The following is a 22327-nucleotide window of genomic DNA, read 5'->3' as shown; positions in this document are numbered from 1 at the left end:
AAGCGCTCACACTAGCATGACGATGGCCACGCTGCTGGAGATTTCCCACCAGCAAATGATCGTCATTCGGTGCCAAGTGCGAGACCAGCCCTCAGCAATATCCGGCTTTTCTGCCCCGGCGGACGCCAGATGCCATCAGGCGCGCAATCTGAAAGCCTGCGGATAGAGCCGCATGGCCAGACGCGTCAGCCAGGTGCGGTATGGGGCAACGAGCGATAAAATCTGCCCGAATCCCCATTCGAGATAACTGTCATCAGGGTCGCTCACACCCGTCTGATAGATGACGTAGCCAAGCCAATGGGTCGATACGATCATGATATTCGCAACAAGCCCCGGTATCGCCTCGTCACTTATCGAGAGGGCTCTCATGCGCTTCATATGCTCGATCAAAGCCGTAACATGGCCGCCAAGAACGTCACTCAGGGCCATGGCATCGGGTTGAAGAGCCGGGGCGAGACGAAAAAGGGCGTTGCCGTCACGCAGCAGCGCACGATGGTGCCAGCTCAGGGCGCACCAGTCGCGCAGGAGGGCAACCGCCTCCATCACGCTCCGCAACAACTCGGCACGGGAAACGCCTCTTCCTGTCTGCGGCAGCGCGTCAAAGAGCGCGCGCGCCTCTGAATTGAACTGCACGAACATCGCTTCGATCAGCTGCGCCTTGGTCTTGAAATAATAATAGAGATTGCCCTCATTGATCGCGCATCGTGCCGCCAGCTCACGCGTGGTCAGGCGATCGAACCCCACCTCATTTGCAAACAGCCGCGCTTGCTCAAGAATTCGTGATCGAGTCGAGTCAGGTCGGGCCATTTTTCCGGTCGCATTCTAAGGTGTTCACCTTATACCATCTAAGGTGTAAGCCTTAGATATCGGAGTCATCCCGCGATGTCAGCCCTTCTGAACAAAGTCGCCACCCTTCCCGCCCAGTTCCAGATGATGCGCGCCACGATACGCAACCCGGTCGATGCGTTGCCTAGGGCCGTGTTTCACGAGCGTATTGTAGAGCGCCACCTGGCGCGTCAGCATATCGTCTATGTCTGCGCGCCTGATCTGGTGCGCGAAGCGCTGGTGACGAACAGCGATCGTCTCGACAAGGGCGAAGGCCTGCGCCGTGCCATCGGCCCCGGTCTTGGTGAGGGCCTGCTGACTGCCGAAGGGACGCATTGGCGCTGGCAGAGACAGGCGCTGGCCCCCGTCTTTCGTGCAAGCGGCGTCGGGGCCTTTCTGCCTGCCATGACCAGCGCGACACGTCGCTGCGTGGAAACGCTTTCGGCGGAGGGCGGCATCGTGGCGATCGATGACGTCATGATGTGTCTCACCGGGCGCATCATCGTCGAGACCATGCTCTCGGCGCCGGATGCAGTCGATGCCGATGCCATGGCCCGCAACCTTGGCGTCTTTCTGCATCAGACGCGCTGGAGCATTCTGGGCGATCTGCTCGGAACGCCGGAATGGCTCCCTCACCCTGGCAAGACACGCGGTCTCGCCGCAGCGCAGGCGCTCCGTGATGAGGCACTGGTTCAGATTGCTGCACGCAGGGTAGCGCTCGGCAATGCCGCCGAAAAAGCACCGGACGATCTTCTCGCCCGGCTACTGGCAGCGAAGGACCCGGAAACGGGCCGTGTCATGCATGACAGCGAGATCGTGGATAATCTCCTGACCTTTCTCACCGCTGGCCACGAAACAACGGCTCTGGCGCTGGCCTGGACCTTCGACAGACTAGGCAGGCACCCCGAAATCCTGCGCGAGGTGCAGGCCGAAATCGACGCCACCCTGACGGATGACGGGCCAACACTGGAACAACTCGACAGCCTCTCTCTCACCCGAAACGTGCTGCGTGAATCGATGCGTTTGACACCACCGGCTCCCATCATCGTACGCGAAGTGACGGAGGCCTTTGCGCTCGAAGGCATGAAGCTCGAAAAGGGCACGCGCCTTGTCGTGCCGATCTATGCCCTGCACAGGCATCGGGCCCTGTGGGAGGCACCGGAAATTTTCGATCCGTCACGCTTCGTCGCCAGTGCCGGTCAGTCTCGCCCTCACGACGATCGCTACGCCTATATGCCTTTCGGGGCTGGCCCCCGTATCTGCATAGGCGCCCGCTTTGCAGAAACAGAAGCCCTCACCGTGCTTGGCATGACGCTGAAGGCGCTCATCCTGACGCCAGAACTCAGCGTCACCCCACCCGGCAAGATGGAAATCACACTACGCCCGGCGAAGCCATTGCTCATGTCTGTCCGGAAGAGAGATTGATCTGGCATCATGCGCCCAAACCCGACGCACCCCGCACGTCCGGCACGGGTCGTCTGAGTCTCTAAATACACCTGTCTGTCTGCGGCAGGGTGATCATAGTTGCCGATCACCCTCAAGGACTGACATCAGAGCGACTGCCCGGTCGTTTCTTACACCTTCCAGAGACACATCAGGGGGGAAACCGGGATCACCTGCGGCTCCGCAAAAGACGCATTGAAGCAGGTTCCAGTATTTCCCGTCTGGCAGTTCGGCACCTCGCGATACGGAACTGCCGGGCAACGATCTTGATCAGTCACGCTCAAGCAAAGAAGCTGTTCTGATGAGCTGAGGGACCGATGATTTGCGACAGATTACTATCCCCTATAGGCAGCACGGGACCGTGGCCGGTAACGATAGCGTCGGCGAGAATAGAGTGCGGCGATAACTTGATGCCCATGTCGGCGGCCTGCGTGCCCGGCAGATGGAACTTGATGAAATCCGGCACGACGTCGATCAGGGACGCAATATTCTTGAAACTGCTCGCATTCCAGTCATCGAGTTTCGCCTTGAGTTTCACGCTGTCTTCCGGCGCGCCGAGCATGACGACTTTGCCGTAATGATTGAAGGCGTTGTTGGCGCCCGGCTTCATCGCCGTCACAAAAGGGGAGCCTTTTTCTGTGTCTGACGCATAATTCCCGACAGGGTCACCATGGGTCACAACGCTCACGAAGTTCTTTCCTGTACCGACTGCAGCAACTGCATCGGGAATGCCCGTCGCCTCAAATGACATTCCCCCTAACCCAGTCTGCTGTCCCACGTAGGACGCTTCGATGCCGCCCAGAGAATGACCCGTAAGGAAGATATTATTGGTGTCGATGCCTGATTTCTGCGCCATATCCACGACATATCGCGTGAATGAGAGCGCATCTTTCTGGGCCTGCGACACTGTCTGGTTCCAAACCTGAATGTCGGATGCCACACCCGTAAGCGCCACCAGCGGGTTCAGAACAATATTATCGCCCCCCGTCGTACCCTGAAAGGCAATGATGACCTGTTTCTGATCGGTCAGCCAGACCTTCGCTGACATGGCGCTGCCCAGATCCGTCACAGCCAATTGTTTACCATCGACAAGCAAAGGCTTCATGCCCTCAGGTGTGCCAGTCACCGTGTAACTGGCGTTGGCCGCATTGAGGAATTGCGAGGCTGTCGGGCTCTTGCCTAGATCCTGATTTTCCGGCGCCTTGATAACAGTATTATCATGCAGGACCGAAAGATCGGTCGGCGTCGTATGACCAATAAGGGATTGCGCTGTTGCTGCCACTCGGCTGAAAAAATTATTCAGCCCCGTCATATTGAACAGCTCGTTAGCACCCTGAATGATCGCTCCAGCAAGGAGACGCCCGTCTTCCCAGATTTTCTTGACCAGACCAGACATAGCCGCAGCCTTTTTGTTTTTGCTTGGGTTTTTTAAAAAAATCTATTTGTAAAAGACAAACAATTACCAGGTAATAATAGTATTGTTTCTTAAAACCAAATACGGAAAAGAGAGGTCATGATGATCAAGATTTGATGATTAAAAATTCAAACCGCAGGATGACGTCGCCTCAGACGATAAAAACCATAATTTCATCGCCAAAGAATAATGAAGGCCGCAGTCAAAAACAAGAAAGCACCGTGCACAAATCAATAACTAAAATAGTATACATGGTTTACTAAAATATGTATTTTTTTGCGTTTATTTGTATAGATTAATTTTTTATTTATACGCTATATATTGCGACATTATACTCACCAGAATTCGATCTATGACGTCGTTACCTCGTGCGAGACCTGGAGGCGTCGTACTTTTCAGGGGCAAGGCACGCGACGTCATGAATTCTGCGAAAAGGTTTGCCCTGCTGCTTAGCGCCAACAAAAAGCGCGGCGTTGCTGACCGTATCTGGTTTTTTTTATCGAGCCTGATCAGGCCCAACTACTGAAAAACCCCCGAGTCTCAGGATTGAATACGCACCGGCCTGGAGACAACCAGGTCTCCAAGGTCCTGCCGTGCAGAACGCGATTGCGCATTTATGATAAGTGATCACCGTCTATGGAGATGCCGTATGTCGCATGTGACGACCGTTTCTGGCCGAGTGCCAAGCCTTGCTGCGATGATAATCACACGCCCCAACGTCACCGGTTGACTTCATGATCAGAGGTCAACCGTAACGCGCTCTCAGCGAAAGAACCCCTACTGCTCTATGGGGAGTCACAAGCCCTCAAGTGGCGGCGGGACGCGAGCGGCGGCCAGAGCGGTCTTCTGACGTTCAGCCAAAGCGACCTCATCGAAATCGGCAATCAGTTCCTGAAACAGACGATGCCAGTTGAGCTTGGCCTTCAGCCGCAGGAAGACACTGCCGAGGCCGATCGCCGAGCGATCCACCAGCACGAATTCTCGCGAGGGTCTCACACCCCCCGTACGCTTGAGCCCTTCATAGACTTTCTCGGCGATATCACGTCCGAAATTGGGGTCGTCACTCTCCTGAATGAATCGTTCCCGATCATCCATGAGCGGGCCGTAGATGAATCGCGCCCATTCATTCAGGACCGATGCCGTATCGCGTGAAATTCCCTTGAAGCCCCAAGCCTCATAGGCGGCAAACGCCATTTCCTCATCATTATCCCGCAGGGCATTGAAGAGGTCGATGATGCCCTTGATGAAATGGGGCGGGAAGATCCGAATGGCGCCGAAATCGAGCAGGTTCAGGCCCCAGTCCGGGCGGATGGTGAAATTGCCCATATGCGGGTCGCCATGGATGATGCCGTAGCGATAGACCGGGGTATACCAGGCCTTGAAAAGAGCCGTCGCAATGGCGTTTCGCTCTTCCTGGCTGGGATTGGTATCGAGAATTTTCTGGATGCCACGTCCGGACACCCATTCCATGGTCAGCAATCGCCTAGTCGAAAGTGCTTCGACTGGCAGGGGCACCGTCACCTCGGGAATATGCTGAAGCATGTCGCGATAGAGCCGCATATGCGAGGCTTCGCGCTCGTAATCCAGTTCTTCGCGCAGGCGTTCCTCAAGCTCGCGTACGACTTCATCCTGCTTGATGGCGGGCAGAAATTGCTGGACCAGCCCCACAACAACGCGGAACTGACGCAGATCGGATTCCACAGCCGCGTTCATATCGGGATATTGCAGCTTGCAGGCCACTTCCTGCCCCTCTGCGGTGACAGCACGATGCACCTGCCCGAGGCTCGCTGCCGCGACAGCCTGATGGGAAAAGGAGCGGAACTGCCGCTCCCAGTTTGCGCCAAGCTCGGTCATCATGCGACGACGCACAAAGCTCCAGGCCATGGGCGGTGCATTGGCCTGCAATTCGGCAAGCTGGTTGGCGTATTCCTCCGGCAGGGCACCGGGGATGGTCGAGAGAATCTGCGCGCCCTTCATGAGCGGGCCTTTCAACCCGCCCAGCGCCGCACGGAGATCATTGGCATGGATCGCCTGATTGGATTTGAACCCGAGCTTGTTGCCGATCACGCGTGTTGCGATGCCGCCAACCGTGCTCGAGGCCCGCGCCATGCGCTTGAATTCACCGAACAGGCCAGTCTGGTCCAGATCTTTGGAGTTACTCATCGCTTATGCGCTCTTGTCCTGTTTGTCCTGAGCTTCGAGCTCATCGATGAAGCCTGAAATCACATCCAGCCCCTTGCGCCAGAAGCCCGGATCGGTGGCATCCAGCCCGAAAGGCGCCAGAAGCTCGGCGTGACGCCTGGTCCCGCCTGCTTCCAGCATCGCGACATAACGATCCTGAAACGCAGCTGTTCCCCCCTGCCCCTGTGTCTCGCCCTGATAAACGCCATAAAGCGCGTTCACCAGACAATCGCCGAACGCATAGGCATAGACGTAAAAGGGCGAATGCACGAAATGCGGCACATAGGACCAGTAGGTGTCGTAATCGGGGGTGAACTCGAATGCCGGGCCAAGGCTTCGTGTCTGCACCTCGCGCCAGATTTCACCCAGTCGCTCGGGTGACAGCTCGCCCTTGCGGCGCTCGTCATGCAGCCTGACCTCGAACTGATAGAACGCAATCTGACGCACTACCGTGTTCAGCATGTCCTCCACCTTACCTGCCAGCATGCGCCGGCGTCGTGCCGGGTCGGTCTCGGCATCAAGCAGCGCCTGGAATGTCAGCATCTCACCGAATACAGACGCGGTTTCGGCAAGGGTCAGAGGCGTTGAGGACTGAAGATAACCCTGACGCGCCGCCAGAAGCTGATGCGCGCCATGGCCCAGCTCATGCGCCAGCGTCATCACATCGCGGCTGCGGCCATGGTAATTGAGCAGGACATAAGGATGCGTGTCAGGCGTTACCGGGTGAGCGAACGCCCCCGATGACTTGCCCGGCACCGGCGCCACATCGATCCAGTCATTATCCATGAACTGGCCGACAAGCGCGCCAAGGCGCGGGTCGAAGCGCATATAGGCGTCGCGCACGATCGACTTGGCCTCTTCCCACGGAATCAGGCGATCCTCATCACCGGGGAGCGGCGCATTACGGTCCCAGTGCTGCAGCTTGTCGAGGCCGAGCCAGCCTGCCTTGAGGCTGTAATAACGATGGGCCAGACGCGCATAATCGGCATCGACAGCAGAGACCAGAGCCTCGACGACCTCATCTTCGACCATATTGGCGCGATTACGGCTCGAAGACGGACGCGGGAAACCACGCAACCCGTCCTCGATCGCCTTGTCCTTGGCCAGTGTGTTGGTAATCAGCACGAGAAGACGCTGATTGGCCCCAAGCGCGCGACTGACTTCCTCCGCTGCGAGACGGCGCTTTTCACGATCTGGGCTGGAAAGCTGGTTGAGCGCCATACCCAGTGGGCGCGTCTCGCCATCGAGCGTGACGGTGAGAGACGCCATGGTCTCGTCGAACAGACGGTTCCAGGAGGCTCGCCCCGTGACCGATTTCTCAACGAGCACCTGCTCGACCTCGTCTGAAAGCTGATAGGGGCGCCAGACACGCAGATCGCGCAGGAACGGTGCCCAGCGTGCCAGTTCGGGCGTTGCCAGACGCTGCGCCAGATCGTCTTCCTCGATGCGGTTCAGCTCGAGCGTGAAGAACAGCATATGCGACGAGATGGCCGTCAGGCGCTCGGTCATGCCTTGCGAGAAACGCCCGGTCTCGGGATCGCTGGTATGCGCAGCAAAACTGAGCTGCGCAAAAGCCCCAAGACGCCCCATGCGCTGGTCGATGCGTTCATATTCGGCAATTGCTTCGACCAAAGCTGCTCCGGTTGCCGTGCCCAGCTTGCCCTTCCATCTCTCGGCAAAGAGACGCGCTTCCTCATCGCATGCGGCCAGGTCGCGCTCTATCGCCGGATCGGTCAGCCCGGCATAAAGATCAGAGAGATCCCAGCGGGGCAGTGAGGCGCTGTCGGCTTGAGCCATGAAACGATGTCCTTGTCTTCTTGATTGGGTCTTCTTGATTGGGCAAAGACCCTCCTGCGCCGCGAATGCTTGCCGGGGCGGCAGGAGGGAAGCGCCCCTCTCTGGTGAGGGGCTGTACTGGATCAGCGGAAAGCGGGCTCGTCGAAGCCGCGCAGCTTGCGCGAATGCAGGCTGTCGACCCCACGCTCGCGCAGGAGCCTCATGGTCTCTATGCCAACCATCAGATGCTGGCTGACGCGCTCGCGATAGAAAGCATTGGCCATGCCACGCAGCTTGAGTTCACCATGAAGCGGCTTGTCGGAAACGCAAAGCAATGTGCCGTAGGGTACGCGAAAACGAAAACCATTCGCCGCAATGGTCGCAGATTCCATATCGACGGCGATCGAACGGCTCATGTTGATCTGGGTGAAGAGGGCCCGCAGGCGCAACTCCCAGTTGCGGTTATCGGTCGTCAGCACAGTGCCGGTACGTAGCCGGGTCTTGATGTCGCGGTCTTCCAGACCTGTCACGCGTTGCATGGCTTCCTGCAGCGCCACCTGTACTTCTGCGATGGGCGGCACAGGAACCCAGGTCGGCAGATCGTCATCGAGCACATGATCATCGCGCACATAGCCATGGGCCAGCACATAATCACCCAGTACCTGTGTGCGGCGCAGCCCGGCGCAATGGCCGACCATCAGCCAGCAATGGGGCCGCAGAACGGCCAGATGATCGGTGATGGTTTTTGCGTTGGACGGGCCGACACCGATATTGATCAGCGTGATGCCATCACCATCCTTGCGGCACAGATGATACGCCGGCATCTGCGGCAATGAGTCGACAGGCTGCCCCTCCTGCCCATCGCGCGTATAGACCGCGTCACCCGGCTCGACGAAGGCGTGATATTCACCTCCGGCATCGATCTGCGTGCGCGCAAAATCGCGAAACCCGTCGACATAGCGCTGATAATTGGTCAGCAGAATGAAACGCTGAAAATGACGCGGCGCCGTGCCGGTATAATGATGCAGTCTCGCGAGCGAATAATCCGTGCGCTCGGCGGTAAAGAGCGCAAGGGCTCGAGGCGCGGCCGGGTCGGGGATGATCTCGCAATTGGCAATGGTATCGTCTGTCGCGTGCAGATCAGGCAGGGCGTAATTGTCCTGCAGCAGTTTCAGATCGGCCTCGGTCAGACCGGTCACTGCGTCTTCTATCACGTAAGGCAGCGGCATGGGACGTCTGGACAGACCCACATGCACAGGCTGCCGATAGCACTCGATCAGATTCTCGATCTGCGCGCGCCAGTAACTGCGAAACAATGACGGCCGGGTAAGCGTCGTGCCGTAGAAGCCCGGTTCGAGCAGCACGCCGAAGCGCGGCTTGACGTCATGAGGAATAGACCCGCGCTGAAGCGGAAACGCGAGATAGGGATAGAACGATTCAGCGGGCTGACGGGACGCAAAGGCATCACGCAGACGCTTCACCCCTTCTTCGTAAAGGGCCTCGATACGGTCGAGCGCGGCTTCAGCGTCATGAAACGGCATGAAGCCCGATCCCACCTGATCGAATAACCTGTCCTGTCCTGCTACGCTCATCCTGCACCTCCGGGTGTCACCGTCTTGCGACAGGCTAGCCTGTTGTTCAGGTCAGTGATAGACGTCGATATAGTTATGTTATAACATAACTATATGCTACGCTCTGCCCCACGAAATGCTCCTGCTTCCATCACCAATGACGGCACCTGCCGCAAGGCGCTGTGGCGCCGCTATGAGGGTGACCCCTGGGCTGCTTTCGACGCCTTGCCGGTTTCGATACGCCGTCGTCTGGCCGAGCATGTCTATGACGCCTGGTCGGTCAATGCGCTTATTCTCTGGCGACATTACAAGAAGGTGCATGGCGCAACGCCACGCGCCGAGCGCGCCATGATACGCTATCTCGATTATTGCGAGCGCCTCGAGCAGGAGGCCTTTACCGAGCGTCACGGCGCCCTTGCCCATCTTGATGCCGGGGCAACGCCCATGCGCTATGGCGCCCTGCCCGCCGCCGAGTGAAAAGCAGGGCTCACCGGTCATCACTCATTTGTCACACCCTGATTCCAGTGCTCTCTGCCATACTGAGCAGAAGCCATGCATTACATACTTGTAAATACTTCCTTCTTCGACGGATTTCGCTCCAAATTCACGCAGAACGCATGGCATAGAATGCCTCGCGATATTGTGAGAATTTCAGAAAATCTAGGCGTTTTCCTCTGACTACTGGAAGTTCAACTTCCGGCATGGAGCGGCCACCACTTCTTGGTGCGCCCTATATCGCTCATCATCCAATGTGGCGGCGGGTTCTGTATGCGCTGATGGGCATCTTCATGCCCATCGCCGCCTCGACCCAGAACTCTCTGTTCTCCGGCAATCTGAGCAATGCCGCTGGTGAGGCCGGGCTGAGTGCGGCAGAGGCCACCTGGCTGGTCGCAGGCTTTGTAGCCGCCGCCGCCTTCGCCAATCTCGTGGTGATCAAGGGGCGTCAGCAATATGGAATCATGTTTTTCCTTACCAGCCTGCTGGGCGTGAATATCGCCACAGGCCTCCTGCTGATTTTCTTGCCTGGTTTTACAACGCTCATGATCAACCGCGTCAGCAGCGGTCTCATGGTCTCGACCAATGTCGCAGGAGGCGTTTACTACCTTATTCAGGCCCTGCCGAAATCGCATCGGGTGGAGGCCATCGCCATTGCCATCGCCAGCCTGCAACTGGCCAACCCGATCGCAGCGCTCGTTCCGGTAGACCTGCTGACCGGCTCCGGCAATTTCGGCTTTGCCTGCATCGCCACGGCGCTGGGCGCCCTGCAACTCGCCCTCGTCCTGCTGTTGCCTCTCCCCACCACGAACATGGGAAAAGTCTTCGAACCCATGGACTGGTTGTCTGGTGTGCTCCTGCTGGGGGTGTCGATCTGCCTTGCTGCCGTACTCACGCTCGGTCGCACGATGTGGTGGACGGATACCCCCTGGATCGGCTGGCTTCTGGTCGGGCTGGTCGCTTCCGGCGCGTGTGCCCTGTGCGTCGAGTTCTGCCGCACGCGCCCGCTGCTACAGATTAACTGGCTCAGCACAGGAACCATTCTGCGCTTCGGGCTTGTCGCCATCATGGAACGCCTGCTGCTTTCAGAGCAGAGCACGGGTGTGATCGGCCTGTTTTCCCACGCCGGGCTGATCAATGACCAGTATCACACGCTCTATCTCTTCGTGATCATGGGGATGATTGCCGGCATTACGGCCATGGCGTTCTCCCTTTCCCCACGGCTCATTCCCGTACAATGCGTTGTCGCCCTGCTGGCGATCGCCCTGGCTTCCTGGCTCGATTCAGGCAGTAACGGCCTGACACGACCGAGCGATGTCTATGTCTCGCAAACCCTGCTTGGCTTCGGTACGACGCTCTTTGTCGGCCCTGCCCTGCTCTACGGCATCATCCTGGTCCTGAGATCGGATACGAGCCACTTCATCTCGACCATCTATGTCTTCGCCATCACGCAGAGCATCGGCAGCGCCACGGGCGCAGCACTTCTGGGCAGTATGCAATATTACTACCAGAACTACGCGATGGTCGGGTTCTCGTCGCGCATGGCCGACACGACCTCGCTTTCCCTCGCCGCAGCCCATCAGGGCCTGTCCTCGATTTCGCAGACACTGTCCGATCAGTCCGCCGTCATGGGCTATCTCAATGTCTTCGGCTTTGTCAGCGTTCTTGCTCTCTGCGCCGTGGCACTGATCGCGCTCGTGATGCTCTGCAAATACCTCCTTGAAATCTCGGCAAAACACCCGTCATGACCCAAACGCCCAACGCCCCTGCCGACGCGCATGATACCCGCACAGCCCCGTCTGTCTCTCCGGCGCCGGTCTGGCATCCGCCCAGGCGCAACCTTCTCGTGCTTGCGATCGTCTCGTTTCTGGCCGTCATCGCCATTGCCTGCATTCTGGCCGCCTTCGACCTTGCGCCCTTCGGCGAGCAGGGGGTGCGCACCGATGACGCCTATATGCAGGGCCATGTGATGATCGTGGCCCCGCAGGTACCCGGCTATATCGAGGGGGTATTCGTCACCGATTATGCCACCGTGCATAAAGGGCAGCTTCTCGTTCAGATCGATGAAAGCACCTACAAGGCTCGCGTGGCGCAGGCGCAGGCCGATCTGGGCAGCAAGCAGGCTGCGTTGATCAACAACAGGCAGAATCAGGCCTCTGCCCGCGCGCGGCTCGACCAGCGACAGGCGGCGCTCATGACCGCGCGCGCCCATCTGACGCGCAGCAGCGCCGATCATCGTCGGCAGGCCGCGCTCGTTGGCGATCAGAGCGTCTCACAGAAGGAATATGATGCCGGGCTCGATAGCTGGCGTTCGGACGAGGCCTCGCTGCGGCAGGCCCTGGCCGATGTGCGCGCCGCAGAAGCAGACGTGAAAGCGACCGATATCCAGGAGCAGGTCCTGAGCGCGAATGTGCGCCAGGCAGAAGCCAGCCTGCTCTCGGCACAGATCGATCTCGACCGCACCCATATCCATGCGGAAAGCGACGGAGTGATCGGCCGCACGGGGGGCACCCATATCGGCGCCTATGTCGGTGCAGGCACGGCGCTTTTCTCGCTCGTTCCCAACGAACGCTGGGTGGTAGCCGAATACAAGGAGGCCCAGACGGGCAATATTCGGGTCGGTCAGGCGGCGTCCTTCACGGTCGATGGCCTCAACGGACAGAAATTCACCGGGCGCGTCTTTCGTATCGCGCCCGCCACAGGTTCTGAATTTGCCGTGGTCAAGCCCGATAATGCGACCGGCAACTTCGTGAAAATTCCTCAGCGCATCGGCATCTATATCGCTATTGACCCCAACCAGCCCAATGCCGAGCGCCTCGCGCCGGGCATGTCGGTCGAGAGCTATGTCGCGACGCCAGCCGATACCGGCCACGACCATAGACACCCCGGGGAAGCAACACCGTGAGCGCCCGTTACCGTGCCTCGCTCATGGCAGGGCTGGCAGCACTGCCCCTGTTTCTGAACGCCTGCCAGAAAGGCGATTTCATCATGCCCCGGGGCTCTGAGGTGACAGCCCCCGCAACATGGCGGCAAGGCACTGCAGCCCAGCCCGGGACGACGCTCGACCCGCAATGGTGGAGCCAGTTCGGCGATCCGGTTTTGGTGGCACTCGTTTCCCGCGCGCTTGAAAACAACCCTGACCTCGCCCTTGCTGCAGAGCGCGTGCTTCAGGCGCGCGGGCAGATGCGGCTCGCCCTCAGTGCCCAGCTGCCGCATATCGATGGCCATGGGCTTGGCGTCGGTAACGGCCATCTGATCGGACAGAATTTCAGCCAGTACATTCTGGGTGGCACACTGACCTTCGATTTCGATCTGTTCGGCAAGCTGCGCGAACAGACGCGGTCGGCACGGGTGCAGACCCTGTCGAGCGAAGCCGACCGCGAGACAGTCAGGCTCGCTCTGATCAGCGACACAGTGCGGGCCTATGTCTCGCTTCAGGCGTCACGCAGCGCGCTCACCATTCTCGAACGCAATCTGGCCGTGAGACAGGCCGAACAGACCCGAGTGACCCATCAGCTCAGGGCGGGGTATAAAAAAATCAGTTCGCTTGATCAGGCCGACGCGCTGGTCAGCGATGCGGAAGCACAGATCGCGTCGACTCGGTTGCAGATTGCCCAGCAGGAAGACGCTCTGAGCGTGCTGCTCGGTGACATGCCTGGAGACCAGATCGCCCCCCTTACAGCGGGGCTCCCTCTTGAAGCCCTGCGCCTGCCGCCTGTCATCGCTCCGGTCCCTGCCCGGCTCTTGTCAAACCGGCCCGATCTCATTTCTGCTGCCGACCAGATTGTCGCGGCAGATCACAGTCTCAAATCGGCGCGTGCGGCCTTCCTGCCCGATATCGTGATCAATCCCGGTATCGGCACAGCCGGTGGGGGTGGACCGATTTCCGGAACGATCTGGGCCCTGGGCGGCAGTCTGCTTGCGCCGATCTTCGAGGGTGGCGCCCTGCGTGCCAAGGAAAGCATTGCTGTTTCGCAGCGCAATCAGGCCGCCTGGACCTATCGCAAGACCGCAGTGCAGGCTTTCCGTGAGGTGCAGGATGCGCTTTCCGGAACCACGCATCTGGCAGCGCAGGAAGTCAGCCTCAAGCGCAGCCTGAGCAGCAGGCAGCACACGCTTGAGGACGCGCGAAAGGAACTGAGCACAGGCTATGTCAATTACTTCGACGTCGCCAATGCAGAGAGCGCGGCCCTTTCTGCTGAACTGCAGACGGTGCAGATCAGGGCCTCACGCCTGGCCGAACTCGCTACACTCTATCAGGCGGTCGGAGGCGGCTATACGGCACCAGCCAGCAAGCCGTGAGCCCCTCACCTACTGAACACGAATATCCACGCTGCTCCCGGCGCCGGTCGCGTCAACAAGGGCGATATGGGCAAAGCCGGGGCCGTCAGGTGTCCATGAAGGCGTAATCCCTATGGGCGTATCAAGCGGCACACCATTGACCAGCCAGCGATAGGGCTCGACACCACCGCTCGCAACCAGACCAAGCGGCGTGACATGACCATCTTCGGCAAAGCACTCCACTCTGCCGCCATTGACCGGCTGCACGATCTGGGGGCCGCGCTTTTCGCCAAGTTTCTGCAAGGCGGGAGAAAGCGTTGCCTGAACCGGCATCGTGTCGGTTGGCAGAGTGCCGCTTTCGGGCAGGATATCGAAAACATGCATCATCAGGGGGGCACTCGTACCGAGCCCTGTGATACCGGGCACTGCCGTGCCATCGGGGCGCCCGCCCCAGACAACGACAGTCCAGTCACCACGCAGCCCCGCTGCCCAGGCATCGCGCTGGCCATAGGACGTGCCGGTCTTGAAAGCCACCCTGTCTTCACCTGTGACCACCCGACCTTTGGGCAAGGGAGCGCCGCCCAGAATCGACAGGATCTGTCGGCTCGCCCTCGCCCCGATCAGACGCGCGCCGGGTGCGGGCTCGACCGGCCAATCTAAGCTGAGCGGGCGCGAGACTCCCTGATTGGCAAAAGCGACATAGAGCCTGCCCAGATCGAGCGGAGTAATGCCGACGCCACCCAGTGCCAGAGCCAGGCTCGGGGAGGTATTGGGCGGCAGTTTGAGCCCGATACCGGCAGCATCGAGCGTGCCGGCAAAATAGCCCGCCCCGATCATATCCAGTGCCCGTACGGCTGGCAGGTTATAGGAGCGCTGCAGAGCCGTACGCACGGTCGTGGTACCGTGGAAAATACGGTCGTAATTACGTGGCGCGTAGCCACCGAAATGGCTGGCACGGTCCTGAATGATCGTATCGGGCGCCAGCAGACCGAGCTGGAAGGCCATGCCGTAGATGGCGGGTTTGAGCGCCGAACCGGGCGAGCGCCAAGCGGTGATCATGTCGGCAGCACAGCCCGAGCAGTCATTGCCCGCATTGCCCTGCCAGGCAGCGATGCTGCCATCGCGGCGCGCGACCAGCACTGCCCAGGTTCCGCCAGATGGTGGGGGCGTGTCACGCAGAATACCCGCGATACTGGCCTGGAGCCGACGGTCGATAGACGTCTGAAACACGCCGCGCACGCCCTTGCGCCACTGCCAGAGGAGCGGTCCGGGCGCTTCATGAACGGCATGACCGATATGCAGCGTATAGGGCATTGCCCCACGACGCACCCAGCCTTCGGCGGGTTGTGTTGCGAGAAGCCGCGCCACCGCTGCCCGCGCAGCCTGCGGATGCCTGTCGGGGCGCAGGCTTTCGGGATGACGCGCCATCACGATCAGAAGGGCCGATTCCTCCGAGCCCAGATGCAGCGGTTCGTGCCCGAACCAAAGCAAGGAGGCCGCCCGGATTCCCTCGATGTTACGGCTTTCGGGCGCAAGGGTGAGATAGAGATCGAGCACACCGCGCCGGCCATAGCGCCACTCAAGCTGCACACCACGGAGCATGTCGAAGATCTTGCCGCGCAGGCTGTGCCTGTGCGGGGTAAGCAGACGCGCCGTCTGCATGGCCAGTGTCGACCCGCCGGAAACGATATGGCCACGTGTGACCAGCTGGAAGCTCGCCCGCAGAAGCGACAGCGGATCGACCCCCGGATGAACCCAGAACCGACGATCCTCAACCTGAAGCAGAAGCGCCAGATAGCGCGGGTCGACCGCCTCCCGCTTTGTGGCGAAGCGCCAGGCGCCATCCGGGCTGACACGCCCGTCGAGCACCTCGCCGCGCATGTCCTGCATCAACAGGGCCTGTTTTTCGGCCCGGCTCATATCCGGCGGCAGAAGCCGGTCAGCGGCCAGAAGACCGCCAGCAAGACACAGCACTGCCAGAGAGGCGCCTGCCAGTCCGCGTCGCAGAAATCTTCTGCGCCTCGAACCGGCTCGCTGGTCAAGACCCGTCATCGCGGTGCGATGACGATCCGGCCAGCCGCATTCCGCCCCATCAGGGCCGGGCTGAAGCGATCACGTACGACTGTTTCAGGCAGCAGGAACTGACCCGGCGTGACGGCGCGCACGATATAGGCAAGCCTGAAGTCATTACTCCCGAGAAGACGGCTCGAAGACGGGCTGTAGGTGCCCCCTCGCAAATCGAAAGCGGCAAAGAAACGGTCATCCTTGAGCGCCACAGCACTTGTCTGCGTCGTCTCGCCAAGGAAAGACGGACCAGCCTTGGGATCGGGCGCGTCTGAATCACTCCCTTCTTCCCCGTCGCGAACAGCCTCTGCTTCCCGGCCGCGCAGGACGCTCTCGATCTCCCATCCTGCGGGCAGGAGCTGGGTCAGGACACAGTGATGCGCGTTGCGATCCTGCGACTTGCCCTCGATCACCACCAGGAAACGGTCATTCTGACTGCCCTTGGCGGGGTCATAAGGCGCGCCATCCATCGTGACGGTCGAGACCTTCACCGTAAAGCCGTTGCTGATCGCCTCGGGCGCCTCCTTGGGTGTTCCGGTAACCGTGACTGTCATCCAGAGCGGTACGGTGCCGGTATTGCTCAGTTTTGTGCCATCAAGCTTGTCAGCATCGGGAGAAACGGCCAGCGGCAGAGCAATCGGGCGGGGTTGTTCGACACCGTTGATGGCAATACCGCGCGCCGGATCGGGCTTGTTCATGGCCGAAGCCGCTTCAAGCAGGGCGGTGGTGGTCGCGTTGCTGATCCAGGGCACCGGCACATCGAGCAGACCGAAGCGATCCGTCAGTTTCTGAGCAAGACCGTTATTGCCGCTCTCTGCAGCCAGCGACACCAATCCGCCGAGATCACGCAGATAGACCCAGTAATAGGGGTCGAGCATCGACGGACGCCCGGACAGGGTCGGGCCAAGAGCATCGACAGCCATAGCGAAAAGCGCGTTGCTTGAGGGACGCTCATTGGCAAGCGCCAGACCGCCCGCAATATGACCAAGGGCCAGCGCATCGGCAAAGGTCGCATTTGCCACGGTGTCTCCCCAGAAAACGCGGCTCGATCCGCCCATGCCACGCGCCGAGGCGCTATCGCCCAGAGCACGCAGGGCCGGCGCATCAAGACGGCCAGCACGCGCCAGAACATAAAGCGCATAGGCCCTTGTCTCCGGCGTGACAGCGTTTTCGGAATTATCTGCATGACGATCGTCAATACCGGGGCTCTGCGCCTGCGATGTCACGAGCCAGTCAAGCGCATGATCCAGGGAGTCCTGAGGCACCGCATATCCTGCCTCTTTCGCGTGGACCAGGAAATCGACGGCATAGATCTGCTCCCATGGGAGAAGCCTGCCATCGTTCAGACGCCAGGAACCAAAACGCCCCCCGGCATCTTCACGATCGACCAGCATGGAAATAGCGGTGTCGATCCGTTTCTTTGCCCCTTCAGGCACAGTCAGGCGCGCCAGAGCCTCATGCCCCTTGAAAGCCAGAAGACCGCGTGCGGAGGCTGCTAGGCTGGTCGTATCATTGCCATAGCCGGCCTCGAGATTCTGGAGCAGGGCAATCGTATTGAGCCCATGCACACCCGAATAGCCGAGTGTCACGGCCGAACTGCCCGGTTCGAACTGGGAGAGTAGAGAGGCAGAGGCCTGATAGCTCTGGCCTGGATCCTGTTTCTGCTCGGTCGATTGCGTAATCGGCAGATGGCCCGGACGAACCTCGAGATCCCAGTTGCGGGTGAGAATGGTCCGGCCCTGCCTGTCAGCCAGCTTCGCCGTCAGATGGGCGATTCCGGATTGATCGGCCTGCATGGATGTCGAAAACGACTGACGCCCCCCCTTTTGCAGATCGGCATCGAATTTGGCTGCACCGGTCAGGTGAACGGGGCCAGTGCTGCTGAGCGTAACCGCATAACGGCCAGCCGCCCCTTCGGTATTGACCAGCGAGACCAGATTGGTCGCCACATCGCCCGGCGCCAGAAAGCGCGGCAGGGTCAGATCCGCAAAGACGGGGTCCCTGACCAGAAGATCAGATTCTGCCGAACCGAGCGCGTCATCGGACCAGGCGGTTACCATCAGATGCAACGTGCCTTCAAAATCGGGCACATCGAGCGGTATGCTTGCATGACCGCTTTCATCAGGCGTGATGACGCCTGTGAAAAGCGAGACGATGCGGGTCGAGGTGACGGAGAGCCCTCCCCCCTCGCCGCCTTCATCTCCGCCTTCACGCAGCAATCCTGCCTGCCCGACCGGCGTCATGAGATGAGCGTAGCTGTCCTTCACATCCAGACCGAAAGCCCTGCGCCCGTAGACCAGGTCGAACACATCGGGAAGCTTCCACTGCGTAAGGGCGAGAATACCCTGATCGACAGCCGACACCACAAAATGCACACGCTTGCCACCCTGAATGGTCACGGGCAGCGTGGCCTTCGTCTGGGGCCGGATGACCTGTGGCGTCTCGACGGCAATCTTCAGCCGGTGCGCCGCCTGATCGAGCCCGATATAGGCCAGCCCCACGGCCCGCGAGGGTTCGTGGGCGCGAGCGGGTGTGTCGAGCGGACGGAATGCCGTGATCAGCACATAAGCCCCACCGGGCCAGTCAGCCTGCGCCGTGACCGGAATATCAAGCCCACCCTTGGGCAGGATGACCGTCTTGGCGCTCTGCACGCGATCGGTCGCAATCACGATCTGCGCCTCACCGGCGAAGGGCGCCTGAACATGCACGATTGTCTGACCACCGACAGGCAGCACCTTGTCACGCACGGAAACGCTCAGGCGGTCGGGAGCGTTGGGCCGTTCCCTGCTGTCAGACCACCATCCCGTGGTGAAACGCTGAGACGTTGCCGCATTTGTCGTCGGGTCCGTCAGGATCATCCGATAACGGCCGCCATCGAGCTCAGGCGCAAAATGCACGCGGCCCTGCGCATCGGTCGTAACTGTGCCGTGCTGGAGCGGCTCGTCGATCACATGGCGGACGAAATGCCAGCCGCGCGATTCCGAAATCCAGTCATAAGTCTCATTCTCGCGCACCAGCGTCCAGGTCAGGGCGCGCGACGCGATGGGCTTGTTGTCAGGGGTCAGGGCAATCGCTTCGACCGGCACGGGCTGGGTCGCGTTTTCGCTTCCCATCGGCGGCGTTGTGACCCGCATCCCAATAAGCAGCCGATCCCGCTGGACTGGCACCGAAAGGGTCTTGGTAACGCTACGTCCCGAGGGATCGAACAGGCTCACCCTGATTTCCGCCTTGATCGGCAGAGTAAGACCGCCAGGAAGATCGGGTGACACCAAAACCTTTGACTGCCCGGCATCATCGGTGTCCGGCACCGTAACGGATTGCTGGTCGGGGCTGAAATTCTGGGTTGCCAGACCGAACACAAAGCCTTTCAGACCCGGCACAGGCTCTTCATCGCGCAGGATGCGCACCAGCCCTTCGCCGTGAAGATGTGCAGCAGGCGCGCCATAAAGATAGCGCCCCTCAATCGTGATCGGCAGCCCCTGACCTTCGGTCAGCTCGTTCTTTCCGGGCTTTACCTCGACAGCAATGGTCTGCGGTACGAAATCCTGCACAAGGACAGAAGCACGGCCAATCGGCGGCGAGGTCGGATCGACATAGGCCTCAAGCGACCAGCTTCCTGCAGCAGCGCTGGGAGAGAGAGCGAAGCTGTTGAGAAAACCGCCGCCTTCCTGCGGCTTGAGCACAAGTGTCTGTGCCTTCACGCCATCGGGACGACGCAGAATGACGGTCAATGGCAGGGTGTCGAGCGACTTGCCCTGGGCGTCACGCAGCAGGACGGTCGTGTTCACGCTCTCGCCGGGGCGATAGATACCGCGATCCGTGACGATCACAGCCTGCTGCGGCCCCGGAGCCACATGGCCCTCTGCCCCCCGGTCGGAGAAATCGAACCAGGCCTGTGTCAGTGAAACGCTCGTGAAGTCTCCATTTGGGCTGGTTGCCAGAAGCGTGACGGGCTGATCCGCCCCCTTGCCCTTGATCAGACCGGCAGGGAAAACAACCTGCCCTTCGCTGTCGCTGACCGCCTTGCCCAGATCGTCTCCGCCCTGAGACACAAGGCGCACAGTGACATTCTTGAGCGGAAGCGCGGTCGACAGGGCACGCGCATAGACATGCAGACCATCTGTGCCGCGCATCGTGGTCAGGGCAGTGTCGCTTACATTTACCCAGTGAGCAGCGATAGGCAGACCATAATCGTCGCTATCGTCTGATCCATTCGACGCTTTCGGCAATGGCGCTGCAATGCGGCTGTCGCCTTTGGGCGTAAGGGCATTCTCGGCGGTCACAAGATACAGGCCCGGCTTCTGCCCCTCGATCAGCTTGGCGATCGGAAAAGCGGTGACGACGCCTGCATTGCGGGCTCCCCGCGTCTCCATCGTACCTGACCAGACCTGGCTCAGACGCGTGCTGCGCAATCTTTCAAACTCATAGGTCTCGAGCGACGTCTGGGTTGTGTCGACCCTTGGATAGGTATCCATGCTCGTCATGCTCTGGGCCGCGATGGGAGACAGACGCCAGACGCTGAGCCTCACCCGCTCCATATTTACCGTCTGCACATCAAGACCCGCAGCGCTGCGACGCGGCAGGATGAAACCCTCTCCGGCAAGGCTGAGACTGGGCGTACGATCTCCCGTGGCTATGCTCACCGAGATCGGATCGGCGAGAATACGCCCCTGGGCGTCGTGAATGCCGCTGCTGAGGCTGACCTTGTAGCGTGTGCTCCAGGCCAGGCCGCCCAGGCAGAGATCGTGATCGCTGACCCTGATATCCGGGCGCAGGCTGGGCGTTATCTTGACATGATCGGCGTAGTGAGGCCCGGCCTTGCTATCCAGCGACTTGGCGAAACGCAGGCACAATTCAGGACTCTTGCCACCTGTATTGAGCAGCGTGCGTCGAAACTGCATGGGCTCTGCCAGAACAGCAGTGCTGCAAAGCAGCATGACTGCAAGAGGCAGGCCGATGGTGATCATGCCGAGCGATCGTTTCTGCGCCGATTTTTTCATCAATTTCATCCAGAACCACGAATTACCGTTACTTCTTGATGACAATCATTCGAAAGATCGGCAAGTCTCCCCATACCCGGTTTCGACCACTATACCCGTGGATGTGATCGTTATTTGATAATTTGAAATAATAATGACAGATGAAGACTACAATAGTTTCAATTTGTTCGTAAATATCTCTGTGGATTCTGCCTCGTCCCGAACGCCAAGGCATCGGTCACCAGATCGAGCGCACGCAGGTCGAGAGAAGATCGCCCCTCCCGGATCAGCGCCGCAAAATGTCGATAGACCCCTGCATATTCGCGCGCCTCTGCCAGAACGATCTCGCGGGAGCCGCGATGAAGCCGCGCGCCCCCTTCTGACAGGATCACTGTCTCCCCATTTCCGGCATACCAGACGATTTCCCATATCTCGCTTGCCGCCTCATGCCGCCAGTCGAATTCTGCCGAGATCGGCAGACCGGTCTCGCTGCCACGCATCGCAAGCCTGACCTGAGAGGGCGCACGCTGATCACCATGAAAAGACAGGAGAGCCGTATCGTAGAGAATGACTTCGGGCGACAAGGAGCAGAGTATCGAAAGAGCGTTGATCCCGGCATCGAAAACACCCAGCGCTCCATCCCGCCACAGCCAGTCGGCACCAGGATGCCATTTCTCGGCATTTTCCTTCCAGGCGATTGTCACGCGCTCGATTGATAGTGCGGGCAGTATTTCCCTGAGTACCGGGATGGAGGCCGCATAGACAGAGTGCCAGGCTGCAAAAAGCGTCAGTCCACGATCATCAGCCAGACGGGACAATGATCCTGCCTGAGATCGGGTAACGGTCGGTGGCTTTTCAAGCAGCACATGCCACCCCGAAGCAAGGGCCTCATGGGCAAGTCCGTAGCGCAGAGCCGGAGGCGTACAAAGCGCCACAGCATCAATCATCAGATCGCATTGCCTGAGCTCTGCAAGTGTCGCGAAGACCGGCACATCGAGCGCCACCGGCACAGGTGAGACGGCAGCTACGATCGTAAAATCCGGATCGTTTTCCAGTGCGGGAAGATGCTGCTGCCGGGCAATCTGCCCTACCCCGATAACGGCTATACGGATCATCCGCGCTTCATTCCCGATCGTCTCCGCGATGACCATCACCGGAGCGTAGGGGGAACGTAACCCAGAAGGCCGGGGGGTGAATAATAAGGAAACAAAGCCAATTCATGGGCAAATGATTATCGATCCGTAGCAGAGGCTCGATATGACAGGGGGGCGAACCGCATTAAAAAAGGGCCGGTATCC

13 protein-coding genes are annotated in these 22327 nt (G+C 59.8%); 5 read left to right on the top strand and 8 right to left on the bottom strand.

Annotation, left to right across the window (positions count from 1 at the left end; genetic code table 11):
• Positions 1-135: 135 nt before the first annotated feature.
• Positions 136-807 carry a TetR/AcrR family transcriptional regulator gene (locus AAID99_RS02300; protein ID WP_498493031.1) on the bottom strand — a complete coding sequence of 224 codons (672 nt, stop codon included), beginning with the start codon at positions 805-807 and terminating at the stop codon, positions 136-138.
• A 75-nt stretch (positions 808-882) separates the two neighbouring features.
• On the opposite strand from AAID99_RS02300, the gene AAID99_RS02295 reads away from it, so the two are divergent.
• Positions 883-2250 (top strand): cytochrome P450, encoded by a 1368-nt coding sequence (locus AAID99_RS02295; protein ID WP_498493029.1) that lies wholly within the window; start codon positions 883-885, stop codon positions 2248-2250.
• A 298-nt stretch (positions 2251-2548) separates the two neighbouring features.
• Here the strand turns inward: AAID99_RS02295 and AAID99_RS02290 are convergent, their stop codons facing one another.
• The 4 genes from AAID99_RS02290 to AAID99_RS02275 form a co-directional block, all read right to left on the bottom strand.
• Positions 2549-3664, bottom strand: coding sequence for a Tle-like phospholipase domain-containing protein (locus AAID99_RS02290; RefSeq protein WP_498493027.1), 1116 nt, complete (start codon positions 3662-3664; stop codon positions 2549-2551).
• Between the two features lie 813 nt (positions 3665-4477).
• Entirely contained in the window at positions 4478-5845 is a 1368-nt protein-coding gene (locus tag AAID99_RS02285) for an ABC1 kinase family protein (RefSeq protein WP_188425156.1), read from the bottom strand.
• A gap of 3 nt (positions 5846-5848) precedes the next feature.
• A complete protein-coding gene (locus AAID99_RS02280; protein ID WP_498493025.1) occupies positions 5849-7660 on the bottom strand; it encodes a M3 family oligoendopeptidase in 1812 nt (603 codons plus the stop codon).
• A gap of 122 nt (positions 7661-7782) precedes the next feature.
• Positions 7783-9231, bottom strand: a complete 1449-nt coding sequence (locus AAID99_RS02275) for an AMP nucleosidase (protein ID WP_498493023.1) — start codon at positions 9229-9231, stop codon at positions 7783-7785.
• Between the two features lie 93 nt (positions 9232-9324).
• Here AAID99_RS02275 and AAID99_RS02270 point away from each other — a divergent pair, with 93 nt between their 5' ends.
• From AAID99_RS02270 to AAID99_RS02255, 4 genes are all read left to right on the top strand, one after another.
• Positions 9325-9687 (top strand): DUF6525 family protein, encoded by a 363-nt coding sequence (locus tag AAID99_RS02270; protein ID WP_498493021.1) that lies wholly within the window; start codon positions 9325-9327, stop codon positions 9685-9687.
• Between the two features lie 224 nt (positions 9688-9911).
• Positions 9912-11453: a hypothetical protein gene (locus AAID99_RS02265; RefSeq protein ID WP_498493019.1), complete on the top strand. Its 1542-nt coding sequence runs from the start codon at positions 9912-9914 to the stop codon at positions 11451-11453.
• Positions 11450-12610, top strand: a complete 1161-nt coding sequence (locus tag AAID99_RS02260; protein WP_498493017.1) for an HlyD family secretion protein — start codon at positions 11450-11452, stop codon at positions 12608-12610. Before AAID99_RS02265 ends, AAID99_RS02260 begins: the two co-directional genes overlap by 4 nt.
• On the top strand, positions 12607-14007 hold the full coding sequence (locus AAID99_RS02255) for an efflux transporter outer membrane subunit (protein WP_498493015.1): 1401 nt from the start codon (positions 12607-12609) through the stop codon (positions 14005-14007). Before AAID99_RS02260 ends, AAID99_RS02255 begins: the two co-directional genes overlap by 4 nt.
• Before the next feature lie 9 nt (positions 14008-14016).
• Here AAID99_RS02255 and AAID99_RS02250 read toward each other — a convergent pair whose 3' ends face one another.
• The 3 genes from AAID99_RS02250 to AAID99_RS02240 all read right to left on the bottom strand — a co-directional run bounded on the left by AAID99_RS02250 (position 14017) and on the right by AAID99_RS02240 (position 22144).
• Positions 14017-15960, bottom strand: coding sequence for a transglycosylase domain-containing protein (locus AAID99_RS02250; RefSeq protein WP_498493013.1), 1944 nt, complete (start codon positions 15958-15960; stop codon positions 14017-14019).
• A gap of 74 nt (positions 15961-16034) precedes the next feature.
• A complete protein-coding gene (locus tag AAID99_RS02245; protein ID WP_188425149.1) occupies positions 16035-21050 on the bottom strand; it encodes an alpha-2-macroglobulin family protein in 5016 nt (1671 codons plus the stop codon).
• A gap of 158 nt (positions 21051-21208) precedes the next feature.
• Positions 21209-22144, bottom strand: a complete 936-nt coding sequence (locus AAID99_RS02240; RefSeq protein WP_188425148.1) for a Gfo/Idh/MocA family protein — start codon at positions 22142-22144, stop codon at positions 21209-21211.
• Positions 22145-22327 lie beyond the last annotated feature (183 nt).

It is taken from the genome of Asaia sp. Ae19-3, assembly GCF_059801175.1.
The sequence above is the reverse complement of the archived record's forward strand: the minus strand, read 5'-3'. Positions and strand labels throughout refer to the sequence as shown.

What these genes read in the sequence shown, in the direction of transcription:
- AAID99_RS02270 (WP_498493021.1), top strand. Translation starts at nt 9,325, where the DNA reads ATGCTACGCTCTGCCCCACGAAATGCTCCTGCTTCCATCACCAATGAC.
- AAID99_RS02300 (WP_498493031.1), bottom strand. Translation starts at nt 807, where the DNA reads ATGGCCCGACCTGACTCGACTCGATCACGAATTCTTGAGCAAGCGCGG.
- AAID99_RS02275 (WP_498493023.1), bottom strand. Translation starts at nt 9,231, where the DNA reads ATGAGCGTAGCAGGACAGGACAGGTTATTCGATCAGGTGGGATCGGGC.
- AAID99_RS02260 (WP_498493017.1), top strand. Translation starts at nt 11,450, where the DNA reads ATGACCCAAACGCCCAACGCCCCTGCCGACGCGCATGATACCCGCACA.
- AAID99_RS02245 (WP_188425149.1), bottom strand. Translation starts at nt 21,050, where the DNA reads ATGAAAAAATCGGCGCAGAAACGATCGCTCGGCATGATCACCATCGGC.
- AAID99_RS02290 (WP_498493027.1), bottom strand. Translation starts at nt 3,664, where the DNA reads ATGTCTGGTCTGGTCAAGAAAATCTGGGAAGACGGGCGTCTCCTTGCT.
- AAID99_RS02280 (WP_498493025.1), bottom strand. Translation starts at nt 7,660, where the DNA reads ATGGCTCAAGCCGACAGCGCCTCACTGCCCCGCTGGGATCTCTCTGAT.
- AAID99_RS02285 (WP_188425156.1), bottom strand. Translation starts at nt 5,845, where the DNA reads ATGAGTAACTCCAAAGATCTGGACCAGACTGGCCTGTTCGGTGAATTC.
- AAID99_RS02295 (WP_498493029.1), top strand. Translation starts at nt 883, where the DNA reads ATGTCAGCCCTTCTGAACAAAGTCGCCACCCTTCCCGCCCAGTTCCAG.
- AAID99_RS02240 (WP_188425148.1), bottom strand. Translation starts at nt 22,144, where the DNA reads ATGATCCGTATAGCCGTTATCGGGGTAGGGCAGATTGCCCGGCAGCAG.
- AAID99_RS02265 (WP_498493019.1), top strand. Translation starts at nt 9,912, where the DNA reads ATGGAGCGGCCACCACTTCTTGGTGCGCCCTATATCGCTCATCATCCA.